Annotated in this window: 18 protein-coding genes and 4 pseudogenes; 12 read left to right on the top strand and 10 right to left on the bottom strand. The window is 69.8% G+C overall.

Annotated elements, in window-relative coordinates; translation table 11 throughout:
• Nucleotides 1-13 precede the first annotated feature (13 nt).
• The 7 genes and pseudogenes from TPAU_RS21575 to TPAU_RS23855 all read left to right on the top strand — a co-directional run.
• Nucleotides 14-4,975, top strand: coding sequence for a non-ribosomal peptide synthetase (locus TPAU_RS21575; protein WP_013128861.1), 4,962 nt, complete (start codon nucleotides 14-16; stop codon nucleotides 4,973-4,975).
• Nucleotides 4,975-9,156: a non-ribosomal peptide synthetase gene (locus TPAU_RS21570; protein ID WP_013128860.1), complete on the top strand. Its 4,182-nt coding sequence runs from the start codon at nucleotides 4,975-4,977 to the stop codon at nucleotides 9,154-9,156. Before TPAU_RS21575 ends, TPAU_RS21570 begins: the two co-directional genes overlap by 1 nt.
• 4 nt (nucleotides 9,157-9,160) lie before the next feature.
• Nucleotides 9,161-9,331 (top strand): MbtH family protein, encoded by a 171-nt coding sequence (locus tag TPAU_RS21565; RefSeq protein WP_013128859.1) that lies wholly within the window; start codon nucleotides 9,161-9,163, stop codon nucleotides 9,329-9,331.
• Between the two features lie 86 nt (nucleotides 9,332-9,417).
• Nucleotides 9,418-9,900 (top strand): MTB12 C-terminal domain-containing protein, encoded by a 483-nt coding sequence (locus TPAU_RS21560; RefSeq protein WP_013128858.1) that lies wholly within the window; start codon nucleotides 9,418-9,420, stop codon nucleotides 9,898-9,900.
• Between the two features lie 9 nt (nucleotides 9,901-9,909).
• Nucleotides 9,910-10,674, top strand: a complete 765-nt coding sequence (locus tag TPAU_RS21555) for an ABC transporter ATP-binding protein (RefSeq protein WP_013128857.1) — start codon at nucleotides 9,910-9,912, stop codon at nucleotides 10,672-10,674.
• Complete coding sequence (locus tag TPAU_RS21550) at nucleotides 10,671-11,489, top strand: ABC transporter permease (protein ID WP_013128856.1); 819 nt, start codon at nucleotides 10,671-10,673, stop codon at nucleotides 11,487-11,489. The genes TPAU_RS21555 and TPAU_RS21550 overlap by 4 nt, the downstream gene beginning before the upstream one ends.
• A 256-nt stretch (nucleotides 11,490-11,745) precedes the next feature.
• Nucleotides 11,746-11,973: pseudogene (locus TPAU_RS23855) on the top strand (relaxase domain-containing protein); the annotation flags it as partial.
• Between the two features lie 18 nt (nucleotides 11,974-11,991).
• On the opposite strand, the gene TPAU_RS23670 reads toward TPAU_RS23855, so the two are convergent.
• A complete protein-coding gene (locus TPAU_RS23670) occupies nucleotides 11,992-12,237 on the bottom strand; it encodes a hypothetical protein (protein ID WP_041945397.1) in 246 nt (81 codons plus the stop codon).
• A gap of 103 nt (nucleotides 12,238-12,340) precedes the next feature.
• Here TPAU_RS23670 and TPAU_RS23665 point away from each other — a divergent pair, with 103 nt between their 5' ends.
• Both TPAU_RS23665 and TPAU_RS22635 read left to right on the top strand, forming a co-directional pair.
• Nucleotides 12,341-13,582, top strand: a complete 1,242-nt coding sequence (locus TPAU_RS23665; RefSeq protein WP_160160301.1) for an AAA family ATPase — start codon at nucleotides 12,341-12,343, stop codon at nucleotides 13,580-13,582.
• A 19-nt stretch (nucleotides 13,583-13,601) separates the two neighbouring features.
• Nucleotides 13,602-14,105: an MspA family porin gene (locus TPAU_RS22635; protein WP_245537957.1), complete on the top strand. Its 504-nt coding sequence runs from the start codon at nucleotides 13,602-13,604 to the stop codon at nucleotides 14,103-14,105.
• Nucleotides 14,106-14,140: 35 nt separating this feature from the next.
• On the opposite strand, the pseudogene TPAU_RS21525 reads toward TPAU_RS22635, so the two are convergent.
• A pseudogene (locus tag TPAU_RS21525) lies at nucleotides 14,141-14,620 on the bottom strand (ATP-binding protein); the annotation flags it as partial.
• A 23-nt stretch (nucleotides 14,621-14,643) separates the two neighbouring features.
• Nucleotides 14,644-16,354 (bottom strand): annotated as a pseudogene (gene istA / locus TPAU_RS21520) (IS21 family transposase).
• Nucleotides 16,355-16,691: 337 nt separating this feature from the next.
• On the opposite strand from istA, the gene TPAU_RS21515 reads away from it, so the two are divergent.
• Nucleotides 16,692-17,279 carry a TetR/AcrR family transcriptional regulator gene (locus TPAU_RS21515; protein WP_013128853.1) on the top strand — a complete coding sequence of 196 codons (588 nt, stop codon included), beginning with the start codon at nucleotides 16,692-16,694 and terminating at the stop codon, nucleotides 17,277-17,279.
• 54 nt (nucleotides 17,280-17,333) lie between these two features.
• On the opposite strand, the gene TPAU_RS21510 is transcribed toward TPAU_RS21515, so the two are convergent.
• From TPAU_RS21510 to TPAU_RS21500, 3 genes and pseudogenes are all read right to left on the bottom strand, one after another.
• Nucleotides 17,334-17,759, bottom strand: coding sequence for a MerR family transcriptional regulator (locus TPAU_RS21510; protein ID WP_013128852.1), 426 nt, complete (start codon nucleotides 17,757-17,759; stop codon nucleotides 17,334-17,336).
• A 10-nt stretch (nucleotides 17,760-17,769) separates the two neighbouring features.
• Nucleotides 17,770-19,278, bottom strand: a complete 1,509-nt coding sequence (locus TPAU_RS21505; protein WP_013128851.1) for a SulP family inorganic anion transporter — start codon at nucleotides 19,276-19,278, stop codon at nucleotides 17,770-17,772.
• Nucleotides 19,279-19,503: 225 nt separating this feature from the next.
• Nucleotides 19,504-19,692 (bottom strand): annotated as a pseudogene (locus tag TPAU_RS21500) (CoA-disulfide reductase); the annotation flags it as partial.
• 337 nt (nucleotides 19,693-20,029) lie between these two features.
• Between TPAU_RS21500 and TPAU_RS21495 the strand changes: the two are divergent.
• Nucleotides 20,030-21,334 (top strand): IS256 family transposase, encoded by a 1,305-nt coding sequence (locus TPAU_RS21495; RefSeq protein WP_041944585.1) that lies wholly within the window; start codon nucleotides 20,030-20,032, stop codon nucleotides 21,332-21,334.
• A gap of 48 nt (nucleotides 21,335-21,382) precedes the next feature.
• Nucleotides 21,383-22,147: a hypothetical protein gene (locus TPAU_RS21490; RefSeq protein ID WP_041944233.1), complete on the top strand. Its 765-nt coding sequence runs from the start codon at nucleotides 21,383-21,385 to the stop codon at nucleotides 22,145-22,147.
• Nucleotides 22,148-22,266: 119 nt separating this feature from the next.
• Here the strand turns inward: TPAU_RS21490 and TPAU_RS21485 are convergent, their stop codons facing one another.
• The 4 genes from TPAU_RS21485 to TPAU_RS21475 all read right to left on the bottom strand — a co-directional run bounded on the left by TPAU_RS21485 (nucleotide 22,267) and on the right by TPAU_RS21475 (nucleotide 24,184).
• A complete protein-coding gene (locus TPAU_RS21485) occupies nucleotides 22,267-22,689 on the bottom strand; it encodes a hypothetical protein (RefSeq protein WP_013128850.1) in 423 nt (140 codons plus the stop codon).
• 468 nt (nucleotides 22,690-23,157) lie between these two features.
• A complete protein-coding gene (locus TPAU_RS23280; protein WP_013128849.1) occupies nucleotides 23,158-23,334 on the bottom strand; it encodes a hypothetical protein in 177 nt (58 codons plus the stop codon).
• A gap of 260 nt (nucleotides 23,335-23,594) precedes the next feature.
• Nucleotides 23,595-23,990: a type II toxin-antitoxin system death-on-curing family toxin gene (locus tag TPAU_RS21480; protein WP_013128848.1), complete on the bottom strand. Its 396-nt coding sequence runs from the start codon at nucleotides 23,988-23,990 to the stop codon at nucleotides 23,595-23,597.
• Complete coding sequence (locus TPAU_RS21475) at nucleotides 23,987-24,184, bottom strand: hypothetical protein (protein WP_013128847.1); 198 nt, start codon at nucleotides 24,182-24,184, stop codon at nucleotides 23,987-23,989. Before TPAU_RS21475 ends, TPAU_RS21480 begins: the two co-directional genes overlap by 4 nt.
• Nucleotides 24,185-24,277 lie beyond the last annotated feature (93 nt).

Below are 24,277 nucleotides of genomic sequence, written 5' to 3'. Positions count from 1 at the left end.
GAAGGACCATGCAGTGACGAACGACCTCACCACCGCCCGCCGCGAGCTCCTCGCGCGCCGCCTCCGTGCCGCCGGGCTCACGACCACACCGTCGTCGGTCGCGGCCGACCCCGCCGCACTGACCGCCCCCGAGCGGCGGATGTGGTTCGGCCAGCGCCGCGATCCGTCGGGCACGGAGCTGAACATCCCGTTCGCGTACCGCCTCACGGGCGAGCTCGACGCGGACCGGCTGCTCGGCGCGCTGCACGCCGTGGTCGAGCGGCATCCCGCCCTGCGCACCGTCTTCGACGAGGACGGCGCCGGCCCGCGGCGCACGGTCCGGGCGGCGCAGGTCGGCTGGCAGCGCACCGACCTCACCGACCTCACCGAGGGTGAACGGGAACGCCGGATCCGAGTGCTCGCCCGGCGGGACGCGGACGCGCCCTTCGACCTGTCGCGGGACCCGCTGCTGCGCGCGCACCTGATCCGGACCGCCGCCCGCGAGCACGTGCTGGCGCTGGTGGTGCACCACATCGCCTTCGACGACGCCTCCTTCGCACTGCTGCTGACGGACCTGGCCGCGGCCTACGCGGGCCGGTCGCTGCCGCCGGCCGCAGCGGGACGTGCGGTCGTCGCGCCGGCACCGGCGGACCGGGAGCGGGTGGCCGCCGCGGCGGAGCGGCTGCGCCCGCTGCCGGATCCGGTCGCGCTGCCCGGCGATACGGGGACCGATGTCGGACCGGCGAGCGCGTCGGCCGCACTGCCGGACGGCCTCGACGACGCGGTCGCCGGCGCGGCCCGCGCCCTGGGCGTCACCCCGTTCACGTGGCTGCTGACCGCGCACGCGGTACTGGTGGCGCGGCTGTTCGATGCCGACGACGCCGCCGTCTCGGTGCCGGTGACGGCGCGCCCGGCCGGCACGGAGGACGCGATCGGCTACTTCGGGACCATCACCGTGCGCCGCCTGACGGCTCGTCCGGGCGAGAGCTTCCGGACCGCCGCCCTGCGCGTGCAGGACGACGGTGCCGCGGCCCTCGCCTTCGCGGACGTGCCGGTGGACGCGGTGATCGGCGCACTCGACCCTGCGCGGGCCGGCGACGCCGACGGCTTCGCCCGGCTCGCGCAGCTGAGCTTCTCCACTCGTGCGGCGGTCCCAGGGCCGGACCTCGAGGGCATCGCCTCCGCGCCGCTCGAGCTGGCGACGCCCGGCGCGCAGGTGCCGTTCGAGGCGTCTGTCATCCGCGCCGCGCCCGGGACGCCGGAGAGCCGGATCGAGGTGCGGTTCCGGCGCGGCCGGGTCGACCCGGCGGCCGTCGAGGCGTACCTCACGGCGCTGCCGGTGTTGCTGGCGGCCACCGTCGCCGATCCCGACGCGGACGTGCGGACCCTGCCCCTCACCACCGCGCCACACGCCGACGACCTGATCGCCGCGGGCCGCGGGCGCGCCGTCGATGCCGGGCACCCGGACACCCTGACCGGGCTGTGGGAGGCGGCCGTCGACCGCGCGCCGGAGGCGCTCGCGCTGCTCACCGACGAGGACGCGGTCACCTACGCCGAGGCCGACCGGCGCGCCGAGGTACTCGCCCGCGTGCTCGATCGCCGCGGTGTGCAGCAGGGCGACGTGGTCGCGCTCGACCTGGGCGGCGGCATCGACTTCCCCGTCGCCGCGCTCGCGGTGATGAAGCTCGGGGCCGCGTACCTGCCGGTCGATCCCGCCTACCCCGCGGAGCGCAAGCGGCTGCTCCTGGGCGACGCGCGGCCGCGCCTCGTGCTCGATGCCGCCGCCGTCCGGGTCGCGCTGGACGGTGCGCAGGGCACTGTCGACACCGCCGACCGCACCCGTATCACCCGGACCCGGCCGCAGGATCCGGCGTACGTGATCTACACGTCCGGATCCACGGGCCGGCCCAAGGGAGTGGTCGTCGCCCACGCGGCGATCGCCGAGCACCTGGCCGGCCACCTGACGGCCGAATCACTGGACCCGACCGATCGGCTGCTCCTGACCGGTTCCGTCAGCTTCGACGCCTCCGTCTTCGAGGTCTTCGGCACACTCACCGCGGGAGCCACGCTCGTGATCGGCCGCCCGGGCGGGGCGGCGGACTTCGGCTACATCAGCGAGCTGGTCGCGCGGCACCGCGTGAGCGTCGTGCACATGGTCCCGTCGACCCTGGCGACCTACCTGATGCTGCCGGACGCAGCGCGCTGGCGGTCGGTCCGCTGGATCCCCGTCGGCGGTGAGGCCCTGCCCGGCGGCGTGGCCGACCGCGCGCGGGCGGTACTCGGCGCACGCATCAGCAACAACTACGGGCCCACCGAGGCGGTGGTCGCCGCGACCGGCCGAATGGTCGACGAACCCCGCGCGGGCGAGACGGTGCCGATCGGCGGCCCCACGCCCGGGACGGCGCTCTACGTGCTGGACCGTGCGCTGACCCCGGTCCCGGACGGTATCGCGGGAGAGCTGTACCTCGGCGGCGAGCAGCTGGCGCTCGGCTACCTGGGCGACCCGGTGGCGACGGCATCGAAGTTCGTGGCCGACCCGTGGCGCAGTGGCGGCCGTATGTACCGAACCGGTGACCGGGTGCGCCGGCGTGCCGACGGCGATCTGGAGTTCCTCGGCCGCACCGACGATCAGGTGAAGATCCACGGTTTCCGCATCGAACCCGGTGAGGTCGCGGCCGTGCTGTCCGGGCTCGAGGGCGTAGGCGGGGCGGCGGTCGTCGCTGTTGACGATCCGGTGACGGGCCCGGCCCTCGCCGCCTACCTCTGCCCCGCCGAGGTGGACGTGGCGGCGGTGGCCGCGGCCGCCGAGCGCGCGCTGCCCGCGCACCTCGTGCCGAGCGCGTACGTCGTGCTCGACGCGCTGCCGATCGGCCCGAACGGCAAACTCGCCCGCTCGGCGCTGCCGGCGCCGCAGCGCGCCGCGGCCTCAGGGGGCCGCTCCCCCGCCACGGCCACGGAGCGCACCGTCGCCGCTGCCGTGGCGAGACTCCTCGACCGGCCCGCGACCGAGATCGCGGCGACCGACTCGTTCTTCGTCCTCGGCGGCCACTCGCTGCTGGTCACCCGGCTGGTCGCGCAGCTGCGCGCCGAATCCGGCATCGAGCTCTCGGTGCGGGCGGTGTTCGACGGGCCGACGGTCGAGCAGATCGCCGCGGCGATCGACGTCGGCGCGGGCGGCGAGCTGCGGCTGCCCCTGCTCGCCCGGCATGCGACCCTTCCTGACACGGTGCCGCTCACGGCCTCGCAGCGCTCGATCTGGTTCGCCGCCGCACTCGCCGCCGGGGTGGACGCGGCTCCCGGCGCGGGGGTCATCGAAGCGGCTGTGCGGCTCGACGGCCCCGTCGACGCCGAGGCGCTGGCCGCGGCACTGGGCGACGTGGTGGCGCGGCACGACAGTCTGCGCACCGTCTTCTCCACCGACGACGGCGTGCCGACCGCCCGGGTCCTCGGCTCCTGGACTCCGGAGCTTCCCACCGTGCGCGTCGCCGAGGATCCCGCCGGGGCACGTGCGGCCTTCCTCGCCCGGCCCTTCCCGCTCGAGGGCGCCCCGATGCTGCGTGCGCAGCTCCTCGTCACCGGCACGGCGACGGTCCTGCAGGTGGTGGTGCACCATCTGGTGACCGACCACCGGTCGATGGAGATCCTGGTCGACGATCTCTTCGCGGCGTATCGCGCGCGCACGCTGGGCGCACCGGTCGCGGCCCCGCCCGCGCACCGGTTCGCCGATCACGCGCTCTGGCAGGCCGAGGTCTTCGGCTCGGAGTCCGGCCGCGCCGCCGTCGACGCGGTCGCGGCTGGCCTGCGCGACCTGCCGGGCCAGATCCCGGCATTGCACGACCACCCGCGGCGGGCCGAGCTGACACTGACCCGCGGGCATCGCGCAGTGTTCCACGTGGAGCCTGCGCTGCGGGCGCGGCTGCGCGAGGTCGCTCAGCGGCACGGTGCGACGGAGTTCGTCCTTGCCGACGCCGCCCTGGCGGTGGTGCTGCACCGCGTGGCGGGCGGCCGTGACATCGCCATCGGCACCGCGGCCTCCGCGCGCACCGAACCGGCCCTCGACGCGATGGCCGGCCTGATCGCGAACATGGTGGTGCTGCGCACGACGGTCCGGCCGGAGTCCACCCTCGCGGACGTCCTCGACAGCGCACGATCCGCGGCGGCGCTCGCCTTCGACCGGCAGCAGGTGCCCTTCGAGCTGGTGGTGGACGCAGTCGCACCCGAACGAGGACCGGGCCGCAATCCGCTGTTCCAGACGGTGCTGCACGTCCGCGACGACGCCGCTGTCCTCGCCCCGCGCACGGTCGCCCCGGGACTGGGTGCCACCCGCCTACCGATGGATTTCGACGTCGCCCTCGTCGACCTTGCGGTCAGCCTGTTCGGTACCCCTGACGGGGGGTACGACGGTGCCGTCATCGCCGGTCCGGCGGTCTACACCGCAGCGACGGCTGCGCGTCTCGCCGACGCCGTGGCCCGGGTGCTCGCCGCTTTCGTCGACCCGGCGACCCGCGTCGACGCCGTGCTGCCCGAGCTCGGGGTCCGCACCGAGCCGGTGGCCCCGCTGCTCGATGCGGCTGCGGATTGCGCCAGAACGGATTTCGGGACAACAGGATCCGCGCTCTCCGCGGAGGAGGCGCTGTCGCAGCTGCTCGACATCCTCTCCGAGCTGCTCGGCGTGCCCGGCATCACCGCCGACGACAACTACTTCGCCGTCGGCGGCGACAGCGTGACCTCGCTGCAGTTCGCCGCCCGCGCCACCGCGATCGGCGTCCCTGTCACGCCGCAGCTGGTCTTCGCGACCGCGACGCTCGGCGAGCTGGTCGCCGCCGCCACCGCGGCCGGGCCCGGTCCGGCCACCCCGGACGGCGCGGATGCCGCAGCGCCCGCGAGCACCACCGGTGCGGCACCCGTGAGCACCACCGGTGCGGCGGCGATGAGTGCCTCTGGCCTCGACGCCGATCAGCTCGCCGCCCTCACCGCCGCCTGGAAGGATCGCTGATGTCCGGGAGCACCTCCGACGCGCCCCGGATCGAGGACGTCCTCGCGCTCACCCCGCTGCAGGCGGGCCTGCACGCACTGGCCGCGCTCACCGACGGCGTGGACGTGTACACCATGCAGTTCGTGATCGACCTGGACGGTGCCGATCCCGCCCGCCTGCGCAGCGCCGCGCAGGCCGTCCTCGACCGCCACCCCCACCTGCGGGCGAGCATCTGGGATCGCGACGTGCCCCGCCCGGTCCAGGTCGTACCCGACCGGGCCGTCCTGCCGTGGTTCGAACGCCGAGTCGCGGCGGACGAGCTGGACGCCTTCCTTCGCGCGGACGCGGACGCCCCGTTCGACCTCGCGGACGGTCCGCTGCTGCGCGCGACACACGTCCTCGTCGACGACGGCGGCGCGCGGCTGGTGTTCACCGCGCACCACATCCTGCTCGACGGCTGGTCGATGGCCCTGTTCTTCCGCGAGCTGCTCGCCCTCTACGACGGCATCCCGCTGCCTCCCGCCCCGCTGTTCCGCGACTACGTCGCCTGGCTGGCCGCGCAATCACCGGAGGTCGGCCTCGCCGCGTGGGCCGAGCACCTCGACGGGACGTCGCCCACGACGCTGGGCTCGGGTCCCGTCCGGCCGGGCACCGTATCCGGGTCCGTGACCTGCACGCTCAGCGCTGCGGACACGGCCACCGTCCTCGACTGGGGCCGGGCGAACGGGCTGACCCCCGCCGCGGTCACCGCGACCGCCTGGGCGACGGTGCTCGGCCGGCTGACCGATCGCGACGACGTGGTGTTCGGCACCGTCGTGGCGGGCCGGCCCGAGGTGTTGCCGGGCGTGGAGTCGATGGTCGGGCTGTTCATCAACACCGTGCCGCAGCGGGTCCGGATCGACCCGAACGCCGCCCCCGCCGCCGCGTGCGCCGCCCTGCAGGCCGAGGCCGCCCGGATGCGGTCGGTCGGGCACGTACCGCTCGCGGACATCGCCCGACAATCGGGCGGCCCACTGTTCGACACGCTCTTCGTCTTCGAGAACGCGCCGCTCGGTGATGCGACGGCCACGGTCCGCACGTCCGACGGTGCCGCGTTCCGGCCCGTCACCATGCGCTCGCTGGCGCACTACCCCCTCTCGGTGGTGGCCCTGATCGACCCGTCCGACGGTGCGCCGCGACTGACCGTCGTGATCGAGGCGGTCGACGGCCTCGACGCCGTCCCGCGCCCCGCCGAGCTGGGTGAACGCCTGCTGCAGGTGCTGCGCGCCCTCCCGACCACGGGCACCGTCGGCGCGCTGCCGGTGGAACGTCCGGGCGATCTGGTTCCGCCCTCGGCGTCGACGGCCGGCGTCGAGCGGTCCGTCGCGGGCGGATTCACCCCGCTGCCGCGCCTGTTCGCGGACCTGGTGGCGTCGATGCCCGACGCGCCCGCGCTGAGCACCGCCGAGACCGTGCTGAGCTACGGCGAGCTGGGCGGCCGGGTCGCGTCGGCCGCCGTCGCGCTCTCCGCCGCCGGCATCGGCCGCGGCGATCGCGTGGGGCTGCTCGCCGATCGTGACGAACGGGCGGTGATCGCGATCCTCGCGGCGCTCACCGTCGGGGCCGCGTACGTTCCCCTGGCTCCGGACCTGCCCGACGATCGGATCGCCGCGATGTTCGAGCGTGCCGCGGTGCGGGCGGTGGTCGCGACCACCGAACACGCGCAGCGCACGGCCGGCGCGCTGCCGGTCGTGGTGCCGCCGGAGACCGCCGGAGCGGGCACCCCACGGCCGGTGGACCTGGGCCCGGACGACGATGCGTATGTCATCTTCACGTCGGGTTCCACGGGCGAGCCGAAGGGCGTCCTGGGCACCCACGGCGCGCTGGCCGCCTACCGCGCCGACCACGTGCACCGGATGTACCGGCCGGCGCAGGAGCGGCTGGGCCGGCCGCTGCGGGTCGCGCACGGCTGGTCGTTGAGTTTCGACGCCTCGTGGCAGCCGCTGCTGGCGCTGTTCGCGGGGCATCACCTGCGGCTGCTCTCGGACGCCGAGATCCGGGACGCGCAGGCGATGATCGCGGTGCTCGGCGACGAGGGCATCGACATGATCGACACGTCGCCGTCGCTGTTCGGGCAGCTCGCTGAGGCGGGCCTGGTCGACGGTGACGAGCGCCTGCACGTGCTCGCGCTCGGCGGCGAGGCGATCCCGCCGCATCTGTGGGACCGGCTGGCCGCGCTGCCGGAGACGGACGTGTACAACTGCTACGGGCCCACCGAGACGACGGTCGAGGCGGTAGTCGGCGCGGTGACCCCCGGCGCGCCGCGGATCGGCGAGCCGACGGCGGGGACCAGGGCCTACGTACTGGATCGGCGGTTGCGGTCGGTGCCGGCGGGGGCGGTCGGCGAGCTGTATCTGGGCGGGCCGCAGCTCACCCGCGGCTACGTGGGCCGGCCGGACCTGACGGCCGCGCGGTTCGTGGCGGATCCGTTCGCCGGCGGCGGTGCGCGGATGTACCGGACGGGCGACCTGGTGCGCCTCGACGCGCGGGGCCGCATCGTCTTCCTGGGCCGCGCCGACGATCAGGTGAAGGTACGCGGTTACCGCATCGAACTCGGCGAGGTCGAGTCGGCGCTGACCTCGGCTCCGGGCGTGCGCGGGGCCGGCGTCGTCGTGATGCGCCGGGGCGGCTCGGCGACGCTGGTGGGCTTCGTCGCGGGTTCCGCCGACGCACCGTCGGTGCGGGCCGCCGCCGCGCGGCTCCTCCCCGGCTACATGGTCCCGGCCCGGATCGACGTGCTCGATCGGCTTCCACTGACCCGCAACGGCAAGGTCGACGGTGCCGCTCTCACGGCCCGGGCGGAGGCGCTGTTGGCCGCGGCGGAGGCCGGCGTCCCGCCGAGCACGCCGACGGAACACGCCGTCGCCGCGGTGTGGGAGGAGATCTGGCCGGGGGCGGGCACGGACGTGCACGCCGACCTCTTCGACCTGGGCCTCGACTCGATCCTCGCGATCGCCGCCGTCGGGCGCCTGCGCCGAGCGGGGCTGCCCGTGTCGCCCGCGACCTTGATGGCGAATCCGACGATCGCCACCCTCGCGGCCGCGCTCGACGCGCAGGAGGCACCGTCGGACGTCGATTCCGGAGCGGTGGACCTGACTCCCCTGCCCCTGGTGCGCCGTACCCTGCTCGGGGGTGGCTACGCCCGGTACGCCCAGGCCGGGCTGTTCGCGGTGCCGGCGGGCGTCGCGCTCGACGAGGTGGGCCGGGTGCTGGACGCGGTCCTCGCCGTGCACCCGGCGCTGCGGGCCCGCCTGAGCGGGGGACGCCTGCTCGCCGACGGTCCGCCGGTGTCCGCCGCCGGCCTGCTCGCGGAGCTGGGGACCGACCCGGCCGCGATCGCCGGGACGGTGCGGTCCCTCGACGCCGATGCGGGGCGGATGCTCGCCGCGGGCGTCCTCCGCCGGCCGGATCACGACCACGACCTCCTGGTGGTGGCAATCCACCACCTGCTGGCCGACGGCGTGTCCTGGCAGATCCTCTGCGAGGACATCGCGGAGACGGCGCTGGGCGGCGCGCCGCTGACCGAGGTCTCGACGGCGGCGCAGTACGCGTCCCGCCTCGCCGATGACGGCCCCGCGTGCGTCGACACCCGCCTGTCCCCCGCGGATGTCGCCGCTGCCGCACAGACGCTCGGCTTCGAGCTCGCCGCCACCGCGTCCGCGCGACTGACCGGACGGGACGTCGAGGCCGTCCTCGCCGACGCGGTGCGCCGCGCCTGCGCCCTGCTGCCCGACGGTGCCCCCGCGCTCGCACTGACCCGGCACGGGCGCGACGACGCCCGACACGGGACGGACACCTCGCGCACCGTCGGCTGGTTCACCACACACGTCCCCGCCGGGCCGGACGAGGGCGGCGCCCGGTGGGCGGCGGTGAACTATCTGGGTCGGCGCGACCTGGCGCCGTCCGGGCCCTGGCTGCCCGTGCTCGATCCGGGCCTCACGGCCCTGATCCCCGCGCAGCCCGAACCGGCTCTGCCCCTGCTGTTCCCGCTGGAAGTGCTCGCGGTGTTCCGGCCCGGAGCCGGCGGCCCCGTGCTGTCCGTACAGGTGCGCTTCCTGCCTCGGCTGATCTCTCCCGCCGACGCAGGAGCCGTCCTCGACGCCCTGCACACGATCCTGAGCGCCGCCGAGCGCGCACCCGATGCCCGCAAGACCGAGGAGTGACGAGATGAACCCCTTCGACGACACCGACGCCCTGTTCTCCGTCCTGACCAACGACCGCGGCGAGCACTCGCTGTGGCCCGCTTTCGCGGTGGTTCCGGACGGCTGGACGCTCGTTCTGGCGCCGGTACCGCACCGCGAGGCCACCGAATACGTACAGCGTGTGTGGGCTTTGTGAGGGTCGGCACAGACAGTCAGGCTTGTATTGCCTAAGTCCTTGTGTTTAGGGTTGCCTCAATTATCTAACAGGAGGGTTTCAGAAACATGCACACTTCCATCAAGCTCGCGGTCGTCGGCGTCGCCACGGCGGCCGCCGCGACCCTCGCCGTCGCCCCCGCGTCCGCGGACACTGGCGTCCGCAACACCTCGGCCGGCGATCTGTACGTCCGCGCCGACAAGCCGACCGCCGCGCAGTTCGAGCGGCAGGCCGCCGCGTTCTGGAGCCCGAACATCTCGATGGACGCGAAGGTCGCGGTCTCGGTGAACGGCCAGAAGGCCCGTCCGGAGCTCGAGAAGGTCATGTCCTTCAACGGTGTGTACGACTTCCTCGGCGCCTCGGCCCGCACCACCGGCCCGGCCAGCGTCAACGGATCGAAGGCCAGCGTGCCGCTGAGCGCGATCGTCGTCGGTTTCCCGGCCACTTCCTACACGTACTTCTACGTCCGCGAGGACGGCCTGTGGAAGTTCGACTGGAAGGCCAACTGCGCCGCGATGGGCTGCACGGGCAACCCCAGCTTCGGCTACTGATCACACGTCGTGATCGGTGTCTACGGCGCGACGAAGCGCCTCGGCGACACCACCGTGGTCGACGACGTCGACTTCGAGGCCCCGACAGGTGCGATCACGTACCTGTTGGGGCCGAACGGTACCGGCAAGTCCACGGTGATGCGCATGGTCGCGGGACTGGTCCGTCCGGACCGGGGCCGGATCCTCATCGACGGAGCGGTCGCCGGCCGGCATCGGCCGGGGTCGCTCGGTGTCGGCTTCGGGCCGTTCTCCCGTCATCCCGCGCACACCGCCAGGGCGCATCTGCTCTGGCAGGCGCGCCTGACCGGGCTGCCCGCATCGTCTGCCGATGAGGCCCTCGAGCGGGTCGGCCTGCAGTCGGTCCGGGATCGTCGCGTCGGCGGTTTCTCGCTGGGCATGGCACAGCGGTTGTCCATCGCGTCCGCCGTCCTCGGTGATCCGCCGACGGTGCTGCTCGACGAGCCGGCCACCGGGCTGGACGTCGACGGCCTACTCTGGTTGCGCGGCCTGCTCGCCGACCTCAGCGCGGGCGGAACCACTGTGCTTGTCGCCTCGCACGATCTGCCGGAGGTCGAGGTGACCGCGTCCCGCATCGTCGTGCTCGGGCGCGGGCGGGTCCTGTGCGACGAGGCCCGCGACGACCTGCTGGCGCGGGCCACCGGCCCGCGGCCGCTGGAGTCGGTCTACCTCGACCTCACCCGCGACAGCGTCGCGTACGCGCAGTCCACCACCACTCCCGCTGCGGCGGAGGATCGCACCGGAGAGACCCAGTGACCCGGACGATCGAACGTCGCCACGCGGCCCCGTCCCGGAGCGGGCTCGGCGCCGCCGTGCGCAGCGAGCTGGCCAAGCTGTCGTGGCGGGCCCCGTCCGTTGCGGTGGCGGCGCCGCTGGCCGTCCTGATCCCGGTCCTGATCAACCTCGCGATCGCCGAGGCCGCCGCCCGGAACAAGATCAACGGCGCCGGCGGCATGCAGACCAACAACGTCGCCTACTGGGTGCTGATGTTCTCCACCTTCATCCTCATGGCGGGCGCGGTGTACTCGACGTCCGCCGAGTTCGGCAACGGCACAGTCGATCTGGTGTTCGCCCGGCAGCCCCGACGGTGGCTGCTCCCCGTCGCCAAGGCCCTCGTCTTCGGCGCGATCGCGGTGGTCACCAGTGCGATCACCGTCGCGATCCTCCTGTTCGGATTCCCCGTCCTCTACCCGGACATCTGGGGAACGGTGGACGTCTTCTCGGCCGCCGGCGTCCGGATCCTCGTCGGCGTGCCGCTGCACATGGCATTGATCACCCTGCTCGGGGTCGGCCTGGCCTCCCTGGTGCCGCGGCCGGGACTCGTCCTCACACTGGTGCTGCTGTGGCGGTTCGGCGTGGAGACCTTCGTGACCTTCGTACAGGGTGATGTCGGCATACTGCTGCAGCGACTCGCACCGTTCCGTAACGCCGAGCTCGGCGCGGGCCAGCTGAGCACGATCACCAGCCTGTTCGGCGGTGCCAACGGCTCGCTGCTGTACTTCGCCGCGATCTGCGTGCTCGTCTTCTTCGCGGGCGTCTACCGCATCGTCGGACGGGACGTCTCCCGGTAGCCCTTGCCGCTGGAAGAATCCACTCCGACGAGCCCACTCACGCGGGCATCAACCGACCCAGCAGGTCGGACAGAGTCACGGCCCGGTCACCGTCGGACACGACGCTGGGATCGAGAATTGCCGTCGCGGAGGGATGCCGGGCGGTGAGCTCACCCCAGCTGGAGGCAACTGACGCAACAGCTTGGTCCACATCGCTGCTCAAGGGGAAGGGACTCTCGGATCTCATTGAACACCTGCTCCGTCTCGGCGGCAAGGAATTCCACCGCGGGTCGAGTTCGAGCCCGTCGTCAAGCGCGACGGAGCGCAGCCCGTCTTCGAGGCCGCTGGCATCCCGGCCGCCGTCCGCGACGAGTTCTCACGCCGCCCGCAGATCGAAGAACGTCTCCGTCAGCTCGCCGTCGAGTACGAGCGCGACCACCGCCGCAAACCCTCCAAGGTGGTGCAGTATCAGCTCGCGCAGCAGGCGACCTTGGAGACCCGCGACAGCAAGCCAGCCCCGCGGTCACTGGGGGAGATGCGAGCCGAGTGGGCCGACCATGCGGACACCCTCCTCGGCGGACCTGAGCAGACGCGCGAGCTCGTCGACCGCGCCCTCGGAAAGACCACCGATGCCGCGCCGCTGCCTCGTCGGGTGGTCACCGTCGACCCGGCCACCGCCGACCCGAGGATGATTGCCGCCAAGGTTGTCGACGGCCTCGCGGACAACAAATCCGCGTGGAACCGCTGGCACGTCGAGGCCGCGGTGCACCGGGCGATCGCCGCCGAGGTCCTGCCCGCTGACGCGACTCCTGAGCAGATCGTGGAGTTCTCCGACCGGGTCTCCGAGGTAGCGATGGGGGGAGCAGTTGTCGGTGCTGCTGACCCCCGATCGAGAACCAGACCCCGGACACGCTGCGGCGCGCCTCCGGGGCGCGCATCTTCACCGTCGAGGGCGCGCAGATGTTCACCAGCGCCCGCGTCATCAACACCGAAAACCGTCTCATCGAGGCCACCAAGACGCCGGTCGTCTACATGTCGACCGACACCGACTTCGCTGCCGCGCTTGCCCTGGTCCACGAGCGGGAAGGTTCGAGCCCAGCGCTGAGCAGCGGGCCCTCGCCCGGCACTTCACGCACACCGGAACTCTCCTCGCGGTCGGTGTCGGTCCCGCCGGCACCGGCAAGACGACGTCATTGAAGCTCGCCGCCGAGGTCTGGCAACTCGGTGGCGGCCGCGTCGTCGCACTCTCGCATCAGGGTGCCGCCGCCGCGGACATCCTCGCGGCCGAGATCAGCAGCCCCGGGCATGCGATCGTCGGCAACACCATCGCGATGCTCGAGCTCGGCAAAGTCGATGTCTGCGCCGGCGACATGCTCCTCATCGACGAGCCCGGCATGGCCAGCCGGGACCAGCTCGACCGCATCGTGGCCCTGGCCGCAAGCCAGGACGCCGTCGTTCGGCTCCTCGGAGATCCACAGCAGCTCCCATCCATCGAAGCCGGCGGCACCCTCGGCCTGCTCGCCGCCGCGACCGACGCGCCCTCACTGCACGAGGTCCGCCGATTCAACAACCCCGAAGAGGGTGACATCACCCCTGCGGTGGCGCGACGGAGACACCTCCGTCGTCTCCTGGTACATGGCAAGGATCCTCGCCCTGGACACCACCATCCCCGCCTACGACTACGTCAAGGACCGCCTGGACCGCCAGGCCATCCACGCCACCATCACCCGCGCTCTGGACGGCACCACCGACGATCCCAAGGGCGCTGCTTGGAGCTGATGGACGAGCCTGCATGGTCGAGCCTGCAACCCAAACTCGACCGCGTCCAGCGCATGGCCAGCGGCGACCCCGGCAGCCCGCCACCAGCTCATTACCCGCCCAATCACCGAAGCCGCCGACACCCGCGCCGCGCTCTTCCTGCTCCGCACCGTCAACCACAGCGCCGCCCCGAGATCACCACGCACGCCGCCTGCAGCGCCGCGACGCACGAGAGCACCCCGCGACGCAGTGAGGACACCGCACGCGTCCTCGCCGCCTACAAGGCCATCTCCGAGCGTGCCGTCCCCAACGCCCGCGATACGGGACTGTCTGTTCCCGCCCCTGGCGGGAGATAAGAAGTCGCGGCTTGCGTACGTGGACGGCAAGGGTGAGGCCACGATCACCAGCACCGGGGGTAAGGATCTGCAGTCCGCATCGGTTGAGGTCGGCTACGTCGTCGCCTGCGGTGTAAAGGACGGCGGATTCGAGTCTTGGATCGGCACTAATCAGACGATTGGCGGGCATCTGGACACCACCGTCGGAGTTGGAGCTGCAGGAGCTCTCGGTGGACCTATTCCTGCTGGTGGTGTCGGCGTGGGCGGGAGCGTTAATCCTGGTACCTCCGGCCAGCTCGGGATGAGCCAGAATCAGGTGATCAAGACCGCTCCGGGTGAGATCAAGTACTTCCCCGCCGGCACCAAGCAGATCGACAAGCCGAAGAGCGGCGAGACCTTCGGCGTGCGCTTCGGAGAGAAGCGCATCAGCGTTGAGGGTTGCATCGGCAGCGTCGATGCTGTCGCGTACGCGACTACGACCGTCTCCTCCCGTAACTTCGACGATGCAAAGACCGTCTACAGCGAGGTCATGCGGTTCGCGTAACCACTTCCAGCTCTGCCGAGAGGCCGCGACCGGGATCAAGTTCTGGTCGCGGCCTCGGCGTGTGCGAGGCGGTAGCTATGGGTGCCGGTTTCGATGATGGTGCCGCGGTAGGTGAGTCGGTCGACGATGGCGGCGCAGAGGCGTGGGTCGGTGAAGGTGTCGGTCCAGCCGGAGAAGGACTGGTTGGAGGCGATCGCGACGCTGTTCTTCTCCTCCCGTTCAGTGAGTACTTGGAAGAGCAGTTCGGCGCCGCGGCGGTCGAGCTCCATGTAACCGAGTTCGTCGATGATGAGCAGGTCAACGCGGCCGTAGCGGTTGATGGTCTTCGCTAGTTGCTTCTCGTCGGCGGCTTCGACGAGCTCATTTACCAGTTTGGCGGCGAGGGTGTAGCGGACCCGGAAGCCCTGTTCGGCGGCGGCGGTTCCGAGGCCGATGAGTAGGTGGGATTTGCCGGTTCCGGAGTCGCCGATCAGGCAGAGCGGTAGGCCGTGGCGGATCCAGTCGCCGGTGGCGGTCTGAGATTTCGAGGTAGTGGTACTCATGGGTGCCTTTCCGGGGTTGCGGGTGGTGGGACATCTGAGGCGGTGCGCCGGCGCAGGAGTCGGTCGTAGGCAGTCACCGTCGGCAGCGGCCGCCGGTCAGGTGGTAGGCCGGCGATCACCGCAGCCGGATCGGCGAGGCGGCGTTGAGTGAGGCTGACAACTCGTTGCTCACGCCGATCGGTGTGGGGACGGTGATGACGGCCAGCGATGGCCCCACCCGGCCGGTCATCGTCGGCGGCCAGGGTGTTCGTGAGCAGCTGGGCTTCGGCGCGGCGGGCCTCGACGGCGACGACCTCCGCGCTCACGGCCCCGACTTGTAGTGCGGCGTCGATCCCGACGATCACCGCGGCGGCGGGCAGTGTGCGGTGCAGCAGCAGCACGTCGATGAGCTCGCTGGTGCCGTCAGTGTCGCCGTTGACCTTCCTGGACTCTGCCCAGAACGCATCATGCGCGGGCGTGAACACCCCAGCAGCCCGCGCTTGAGCCAACGCTGTTGATCCCGGTAGCGCGCCGGGTTTGAACTTGAGCACCTCGAGGTAATGATCGAGATCGATCTTCGCGATGCCGCGGCCGGCGACTCTCGAGTGCCGAGCGATCAGGATGCGGCCGTCGTAGATCAGCAGCTGCGAGGCCTGCAGCGAGACGCGGACTCGGCGGCCGATCAGGTGCGCCGGCACCGAATACTTCACCATCCGAACGGTGATCATCGCAGAGCGGTCCACCCGCGGCGTGAGGATCAGGCCGGGATCGAAGTCCTCCACCGGCAGCGGGGCCAGCGCTACTCGGTCGTGTTGGTAGTCCTGGCCGATGGTCCGTATCCGGCCGTCGATCCGGCGGCTCTCGTCGCAGGCTTCCCAGGCTTTGATCTGCTCGTTGAGCTCATCAAGGGACTCGACTTGCGGCATCGGGGTCAAACGGTTCCGGCGAAACCACCCGACCTCGCCCTCAACGCCGCCCTTCTCATGCGCCCCGGCGATGCCCGGCTGGCAGTAGAACGGATCGAACCCGTAGCGCGAGTGAAACAACGTCCAGCGCGGGTTCTCCTGCCGCCGCCGGTCCCCGCCCTGCAGCACTGCGACCACCGCCGAGGTCAGGTTGTCGTAACGGATATGCCGCGTCGGCACCCCACCGAGCTCACGGAACGCCTTGACATGCCCTTCCAGGAACGCCTCCTGCCCGCCAGTCGGGTAGACCCGGTGGATCGCCTTGCCTGAGTGCGAGAGTCGGTAGACGAACATGTGGCACTTGGTCTTCACCCCACCCAAGATCACCCAGACCTCGCCGAAGTCGACCTCCGCCTCCGCCCCAGGTGCGTGGTCCTGCGCGATGAACACCTCCCGCCGGCGGCCAGCCTCCACCTCAATCTGCGCCCGCCGAACACGTACGTAGTCACGCACCGTCGAATACGACAATTCCCGTTGCACCGTGCTCGATCGCCAACCGTTCCCGAATTCGCGTCGCCGTGTGCCGCTGCTTACGCGGAGCATCCAGATCCGACCGCAACATCGCATCAATCGCTGCCTTGAACGGATCCAACCGCGGCGACGAGCGCTCCGGAGTCTTCCGCGGCGGCGGCTCCGCGCAGGCCAAGGCCTGCCGCACCGTCCGCCGGTGCACGCCATGCTTGCGTGCCAACGCCCGGATACTCATGCCCTCGACTCGGGCATCCCGCCGGATCTGCGCGAACAGCTCCACCTTCGATCCCATCATTGGCAACCACCTGTTTCGGCTCGTGAAAATCAGTTCACGAGCAACCATCAAGTGGGGCCAGATCAAACCGTCGCAACACCACCGGCGAGTCGCGAACGGGGCCAAGTCAAGCCGTCGAGCCGGGGCCCACTCAAGCTGTCACAACCAGACGGGAGGGCGACGTTCACCACTGAGATGTCGAGGACCACCATGAACTGGGCGATACAGGCCACCGCCAGCACGGTCGCCTCGCGTGATCGTTGCCGCATCCACTTACCTCAATCACACTCGATCGAATAATACACTCGTATTGTACGAGTGTATTAGTCTGGTGGTGTCGAGCGAAAGGGTGCGGATGGCGGAGCGGGTTGATCACGCGGTGCGGCGGCGGCAGATCGCTGAGGCAGCAGCGTCCGTCGCGGCCGAGCAGGGCCTGCATGCGGTGTCTATGCGCACCACAGCGGTGGCAGCGGGAATGTCGGTGACCCTGGTCCAGTACTACTTCACGAACAAGCAGGGCCTGCTCCTAGGGCTGATGAATCATCTAGAGCAGCTGAGTATTCAGCGTTGGCACGACCGCATCCAGGCCGCCAACGCTGGCGGCGGGCGCACTGTTCTCGATGCGTTCCTCGCCGAGGCGATCCCCGACGACGAGGCGAGCCGGGTCTTTCACTTGGTGGGGACCTCGTTCGCGATGCTCGCGGTGACTGACCCGGCACTCAAGGACGGCGCAGCGGGGCTGACACGACTGGAAACGGACGTCGAAGAAGCCTTCCGCCAGGCCGATGTGGAGAGCTTAAGCCGGGATCCGGCAGTGGAGGCGTACCGGCTGGTGGCGTTGGTCAACGGCCTGGGAACGAGCGTGCTGCTCGGGCACAGGACCGCCACCCAGGCCCTCGACGTCGCGTCGATGCATCTCGATGACGTCCTCGCGGGCACGTAGCCACCCCGGCGGCTCACCCCGGTCGGCCGCGCGGTCACGCGCCGAGCTTGTGGGTCAGTGGCGGCCGGCGAGGGCGGTGAGTGTGTTCGCGAACTCCTCGGCGATCGCCAACTGGGCGCGGAGTTCGGCGCAGCGCTGCTGCGCGGCGTCGGAGCATTGGTCGACGAACGCCGTGGCGTCGGCCCGCACCGCTGTCGTTGCCGCCGGGTCGGCGAGGGTGTCGAGGGCGGCGAGGGTGTCGAGGGCGGCGAGCAGGTCCCGCATCTGCTCCAGAGTGAAGCCGAGGGGTTTCATGCGGCGGATCACCAGCAGCCGGCCGACATCGGCCGCGGTGTAGAGGCGAAAGCCCCCGGGACTGCGTTCGGACGGGACGACCAGCCCCATCTCGTCATAGTGCCGGATCGTCTTCAGCGACAGTCCAGTTGCTTCGGCGACCTGGCCGATCTGCAGCAGCCGGCCGCCTTCGGGTTCGTCAGCCATGATCGTGAGCCTAGTGTTCGCCGCCGAGATGGCCGCTGAGCCTGCCGTGCCGCTCCGCGGATGCCGGGTTGAGGCCGACGAACTCGACCGTCTTGCCCTTGTTGCGGTACTTGGTCTCGATCGCGTCGAGCGCCGCGACGGTGGAGGCGTCCCACACGTGCGTATCCGAGAGGTCGACGATCACGTGCTCGGGGTCGTCGACGTAGTCGAACTGGTAGACTAGGTCGTTGCTGGAGGCAAAGAACAATTCGCCTCGCACACGGTAGGTGCGGGTGCCCGCATCGTCGGACGCGACGGCGGGAGTGACCTCGGTGAAGTGCGCGACGCGGCGGACGAACAGCAGGGTCGCGACGATGACGCCGCCGATCACGCCGTAGGCGAGGTTGTGGGTGGCGACGGTGATCACGACGGTGACGATCATGACTGCGGTCTCGCTGCGCGGCATCCGCCGCAGTGTCGCCGGGGCGATGCTGTGCCAGTCGAAGGTGCCGACGGCGACCATCACCATCACCGCGACCAGTGCGGCCATCGGGATCTGCGCCACCAGGTCTCCGAGCCCGACGACGAGGATCAGCAGGAACAGGCCGGCGAGGAAGGTCGAGATCCGGGTCCGCGCACCGGAGCTCTTGACGTTGATCATGGTCTGGCCGATCATCGCGCAGCCGCCCATGCCGCCGAAGAATCCGGTGACGACGTTCGCGACGCCCTGCCCCCAGCCCTCGCGGGTCTTATCGGAGTGGGTGTCGGTGATGTCGTCAACGAGCTTGGCGGTCATCAACGATTCGAGCAGGCCGACCAGGGCCATCGCGATCGCGTACGGGGCGATCAACTTCAGGGTCTCCAGGTTGTGCGGGACATCGGGGATGAGCCACTGCGGCAAGGTGCTCGGCAGCTCGCCCTCGTCGCCGACGTTCGGCACTCCCAGCCCGAAGGCCATGGTCACGGCGGTGAGCAGCACGATCGCCACCAGGGGTGCGGGCACCGCGTTCGACAGCTTGGGCAGACCGACCATGATGACCAAGCCTGCGGCGATCATCGGATACACCAGCCACGGCACGTCCGTCATGTGGGGCACCTGGGCCAGGAAGATCAGGATCGCCAGGGCGTTGACGAAGCCGACCATCACCGACCGGGGGATGAACCGCATCAGCTTCGCCACCCCCAGTGCGCTGAGCACGACCTGCAAAATGCCGGCGAGGATCACCGTCGCCAGCAGGTAGTCCAGCCCATGCTCACGGGCGATCGGCGCGACGACCAGGGCGATGGCGCCGGTCGCGGCCGAGATCATCGCCGGGCGGCCCCCGACGATCGCGATCGTCACTGCCATCGTGAAGGAGGCGAACAGGCCGACCCGCGGGTCGACGCCGGCGATGATCGAGAACGAGATCGCCTCCGGAATCAGCGCCAATGCGACGACGAGACCGGCGAGGGACTCGGTTTCGAGACGTTTCGGGCTCCGTAGCGCCGCAACGACATCGCTGCCCTGCACGGCCTCTTTCGCACGTGTCTGTACTGCCATCGAGATCGGGGATCCTCCATGAATCGGTCGCACGGCACTGCAGAGCAGAGGTGCGACGGATGGGCGGTGACGGCGCGGGTTCGTCCGCGCAAGCTGCACCACACCCTACCCTCTCGTAAGGGAAGTTTCATCCGTGGGTGTCGAGCGGCACCCGTTGCAGTGGATCCTCCTTACGACTGCGACCTCGTCAGGTGTGTCAATGATCGCTGTCGTCGGAAGGAATGACTACCGATTGAACGTAAGAGCGCTGCGTTGGTGCTGCAGCTGGTGCTCGCGGCCCCAGTTCTGGGCGGCGACCTGCACAGCGTCCCACGGGGACCCGAGGGGCGGGGTGTAGGACAGGTCCAGCTCGGAGAGGCCGTCGACGGTCATTCCGTGGTGCAGGGCGGTGGCGTAGGTGTCGACGCGCTTGACGGAGTCACTGTGCTGCCGCCCTAGGTCGAAGCCTGGTTCGCTCAGGAACGCACACGCCACCGCACAGCCCGCGGCGAGAGCCGCCCCGACGGAGACGACTGGAAAGCACAGCTCAGCAACGACTGACCACCCGCACCACCGTCCGCTACAGCTCAGATAACACTGACGCAGACGAACACCGCTCCACTACAGAACACCGTCCGCTACAGAGTGAAACGGAGCAATGATCAGAACCTGTGGATCACCCCGGGAAGTGTGTCTTCCCGGAGGATGATTTGCGAGGTCGCAGGAATCTGATCAAGTCCAGCTCGTCATGGCTGGCGGGAAGGGCATGCCCGTGCTCGCGGTGGTGGAGAATAAGCGCGACGGCTCCGGCGAGACCGGCGACTCGGAGGCGCCGCGGTCGTTGTTGGATGAGATTGTCCGGGACGGTGCGCGGCGGATGCTGGCGGCGGCGTTGGAGGCAGAGGTCGCTGCCTACGTGGCTTCGTGTGCCGGGGAGGTTGATGAGGCGGGGCGGCGGCTGGTGGTCCGTAACGGCCATCATGCGGCCCGGGAGGTGGTGACGGCAGCGGGAGCGGTGCCGGTGAAGGCGCCGCGGGTCAACGACAAACGTGTGGATGAGGTCACGGGCGAGCGGCGGCGTTTTTCTTCGTCGATTCTGCCTGCGTGGGCTCGCAAGTCCACGCAGGTGGCGGAGGTGTTGCCGCTGCTGTATCTGCATGGTCTTTCGACCAGCGATTTCACCCCGGCGCTCACGCAGTTCCTCGGGACCAGTGCAGGGCTTTCACCTGCCACGATCACCAGGCTGACCCGGGACTGGCAGGCCGAAGCAGCAGCGTTCGGCACTCGATCGCTGGCCGAGACGGATTACGTGTATGTGTGGGCTGACGGCATCCACCTCAAAGTCCGACTGGCGCAGGAGAAGGTGTGTCTGCTGGTGCTGATCGGGGTGCGTGCTGATGGTTCGAAGGAGCTCATCGCGCTCGATGACGGGTACCGAGAATCCACGCAGTCCTGGCTCGATCTTCTCCGCAGCTGCAAGCGCCGTGGGATGCGCTCACCGGTGCTGGCGGTCGGTGACGGCGCGCTCGGGTTCTGGGCGGCCTTACGCGAGGTGTTCCCCGAAACTCGGGAGCAGCGGTGTTGGTTCCATAAGATCGCCAATGTTATCAACGCTTTGCCGAAGTCGGTGCAGCGCAGCGCGAAAGCCGCGCTGACGGAGATCTGGAACGCGCAAGACCGCGAGCACGCCGAGAAGGCCGCGCGGGTGTTCGTCGCCGACTACGCCGCTAAGTGGCCCAAAGCGGCCGCGAAAATCACCGACGATCTCGATGTACTGCTGGCGTTCTACGACTACCCCGCCGAGCACTGGGTGCACCTGCGGACGACGAACCCGATCGAGTCCACTTTCGCTACCGTCCGGTTGCGCACCAAGGTAACCAAAGGTCCCGGATCACGGGCGGCGGGGATCGCTATGGCGTTCAAACTCATCCAAGCCGCCCAAACTCGCTGGCGCGCAGTGAACGCACCGCACCTGGTTGCCCTCGTCCGCGCTGGAGCCCGCTTCGACCAAGGCCGACTCGTTGAACGCGCCGCCACCACACCCGAAACCACGGCTGCCGACGACGCTGCCGCCTGACCCTCGTGGCCGTGGCTGCCCCGCTGCGGCCGTGCCATGATCGACAGTATGGGCCACGACCGGCAAGACCGCTTCCCCGACGACCACGTTCCTGGCGGGAACGCCGGCCGCCCCTGGCAGCCGCGCGGCGATCTCGGGGACCTCGACCCGGATGCATTGTTCGGTGCGTTCGGCCAGCCCCTCACCGATGGCCCCACCATCGAGTGGATGCCCGGCATGGCCGATCAGATGCTGCGTGAGTTGGCACCGCTGCTCGCCGAGGACGGCATCGACATCACCGCCGATGCCCTCGACACCGACCTGGCGACCCTGCAAGCGGCCCTCGACCGCGCCGTCGCACGTCACAACCACACGCTCGCCACCCCGACCGGTGAGCAACGCAGCTGGTGCACCTCCACCCTCCGGCTGCTCGCCGAATCCATCGATACCGACAATCTCGACCTCGCTGAAGGGATCCTCGAAACCGTCCCCCCGGAATCACCCGACGGCAAAGCCACAGTCGCCGGCGTCATCGGCGTCGGCGCCCAGCTCCTCGATTCCTGGCTCACCACACCACCGGCAGGCATCAACAAAACCGCGGCAGCAACTATCGTCATCCGACCCCCACGATGGCACGGAGAACGCGCCGCCATCGACCTCCTCGCCCTGGCCCGCAAGAACAAAGCCCACCTCAGCCACGGCAAAATCATCGCGGCCCACGGCGGCCACACCACCCTCTACGGCACCGCTCTCGCCGTCACGGCCGTCCTGGCAGCCTGGGCCGACCACACCAAGACCACCGTCACCAACCTCGCCGGCACGCACCTTCGCTAACACTAGGCAATCCACAGGATTTGACTATTCCTCGATCCGCGTTTGACTTCACCTGCAGATGCGGATTGCTCCACAGCATCCGCTCAGCAGCCTTTCGGCCAGCAGGTTCGTTTAGTGGACTACCGCAGGACCAGGCCTGCGGGGGTGGGCACGCCGTCGAGCCCCTTGGCATCCATCAGCGTGAAGGGGCGTCCCGCGAAGCGGGCACCGTGAGGCCCCAAGGGCTCGGGCGTGGTGAAGTCGCCCTCAGCGGTCTCGATGAGCCGGCCCCAGCGTCCGTCCATCATGTGGACCTTCACTTCGCGCAGCGGCGAACCGGTGCCAATGAAGAACCGCCCCCAGAACTCTCCGGGACCGGGCTTGGTCACGCAGATCAGCGTGTCGTCCTCACCGCGCGCGAGAAGGTCCACGGCGAGCACGCCGCGCGGGCCGTCGGTACGCAGCCTCAGCAGCGTGACCTCGTCGGTGCTCAGCGCGGTCTCGGCAGCCGGGTCGTACTGCCCGGCCTCGTCGAGCTGCACGGTGTCCTCGATGTTCGTCACGTCGATCTCCTTCGTACTTCAGACCGTAGGCAGACCGATGCGGAACCGTATAGGCGTGTCCGATCCGCGAACGGTGAGCACGAACTCGTCCGCGTATGGCGCCGACCCAACGAGCGTTACGCGGGCGCGATCATCGACGGGATCTACGATCGACGTGGCGAACGCAGTTGAGGGTATAGGGCCCGGTTCGTAAAGCCCCAAGCTCGTCACGGGCGGGGCATCTGCAAACGAAAAGCAGCCACGAGCTATGGGGTCCATCCCCACAGTGGCCGCAGAAAGGATTCCGGCGCGAAACCAGGCTCCCGGCGAGAAGAACACTGGTCGGTTGGTCCCTACTTCCCACCCAAGATGTGGGCCTACGCCTAACGCCGAGGGGGTCTCGAAGCGCTCATCAGGTGCCCTGTCCAGCAACGCTGGACTACGATCTTTATCGCCTTTCACATTTGTTCCCTTCGTTCGGATTCTGGACTACGCCCGCGCGGAAAGCAGCGGGTGCACACGCTCAGCGGCCTTGGTCGAGGAGTCGCGTCGGCGCTCCCACGACCACTGAGCACCGATGTTGGGCAGGTCTTCGTAGCGCACCTTCCACACCTCCGGGTCGATGGCCTTCTTGAGCTGGTTCACGCTCGGGATCGTCTTCGGCATCAGCGCTGCTCCTTCGTATTTCAGACTTGCGAGTCCTCTCGTCGTCTTAGGGCCGCGCGGCGTGATCGGCTACTAACCCAGCTCCCGATCCCCATCAGGACCGACCAGATGGCAGTGAACACAGCCGCTTGCACAAGGACACCAGACACGCTGCGCCCATTATCAGCCCACACATACGTGAGAAGCGCGTAGAGAACGAACGCCACCGCAGCTGCGACAGTAAAGCCCACTAACTTCTGCATCTCGTCTCCAATTCTTCGTTAATTGGATTCTTGCCCAGCCGCAGCGAACTCGGGGAGCCGTGCGGAGATCTGCTCCCAGGTGAGTTCGTTCGCAGCGATCGCGAGCACGAACTGTTCCGCAGCATCCGGGTCCAGGGTGTTGGACACGCTGTATCCGTTGAGCCCCAGCAGTAGCCAGCAGCCCGCCCATCCGGTTCGCTTGTTGCCGTCGGCGAGTGCCTGGGTCGTGACGAGAGAGTGCAGCAGGGCGGCCGCCTTATCCCACACGCTCGGGTAGGCGTCTTGTCCGAACACTGTGGCCGATGCGCGCATGATCGACGACTCGAACAGCCCGGGGTCGCCAGAGATCGGCCTGAATCCGCATGCGTACTCCGCGGCGATCAGAACCTCATCGGCCGTAGGGAAGTCGGTCACGCAAGCCGCCGATTCAGCTCGGCGGAGCGCTCAGCTGTGCGAGCGGCGATTGCTCGGACCAGCCCCTCCCGATTGCGCGCCTTGTCCAGGATCGCTTGCTTCGCGAAAGCTCGCATCGACGATCCGGCGTCGCTTGCAGCCGAACGGACTGCTGCCAGCTCGTCTTCGGTGAACTCCACGTTCATAGCGGGCATGCCGCCTCCTCTCAATCAGTACCGCAATAGTACCACTTGTGGTACCTTATTGGTACTGATTGGCGAGTATCGGTCCGCAATCGTCTGGAAAGT

It is taken from the genome of Tsukamurella paurometabola DSM 20162, assembly GCF_000092225.1.
Taxonomy (GTDB): Bacteria; Actinomycetota; Actinomycetes; order Mycobacteriales; family Mycobacteriaceae; genus Tsukamurella; species Tsukamurella paurometabola.
This window is presented reverse-complemented; position numbering and strand designations above follow the sequence as displayed.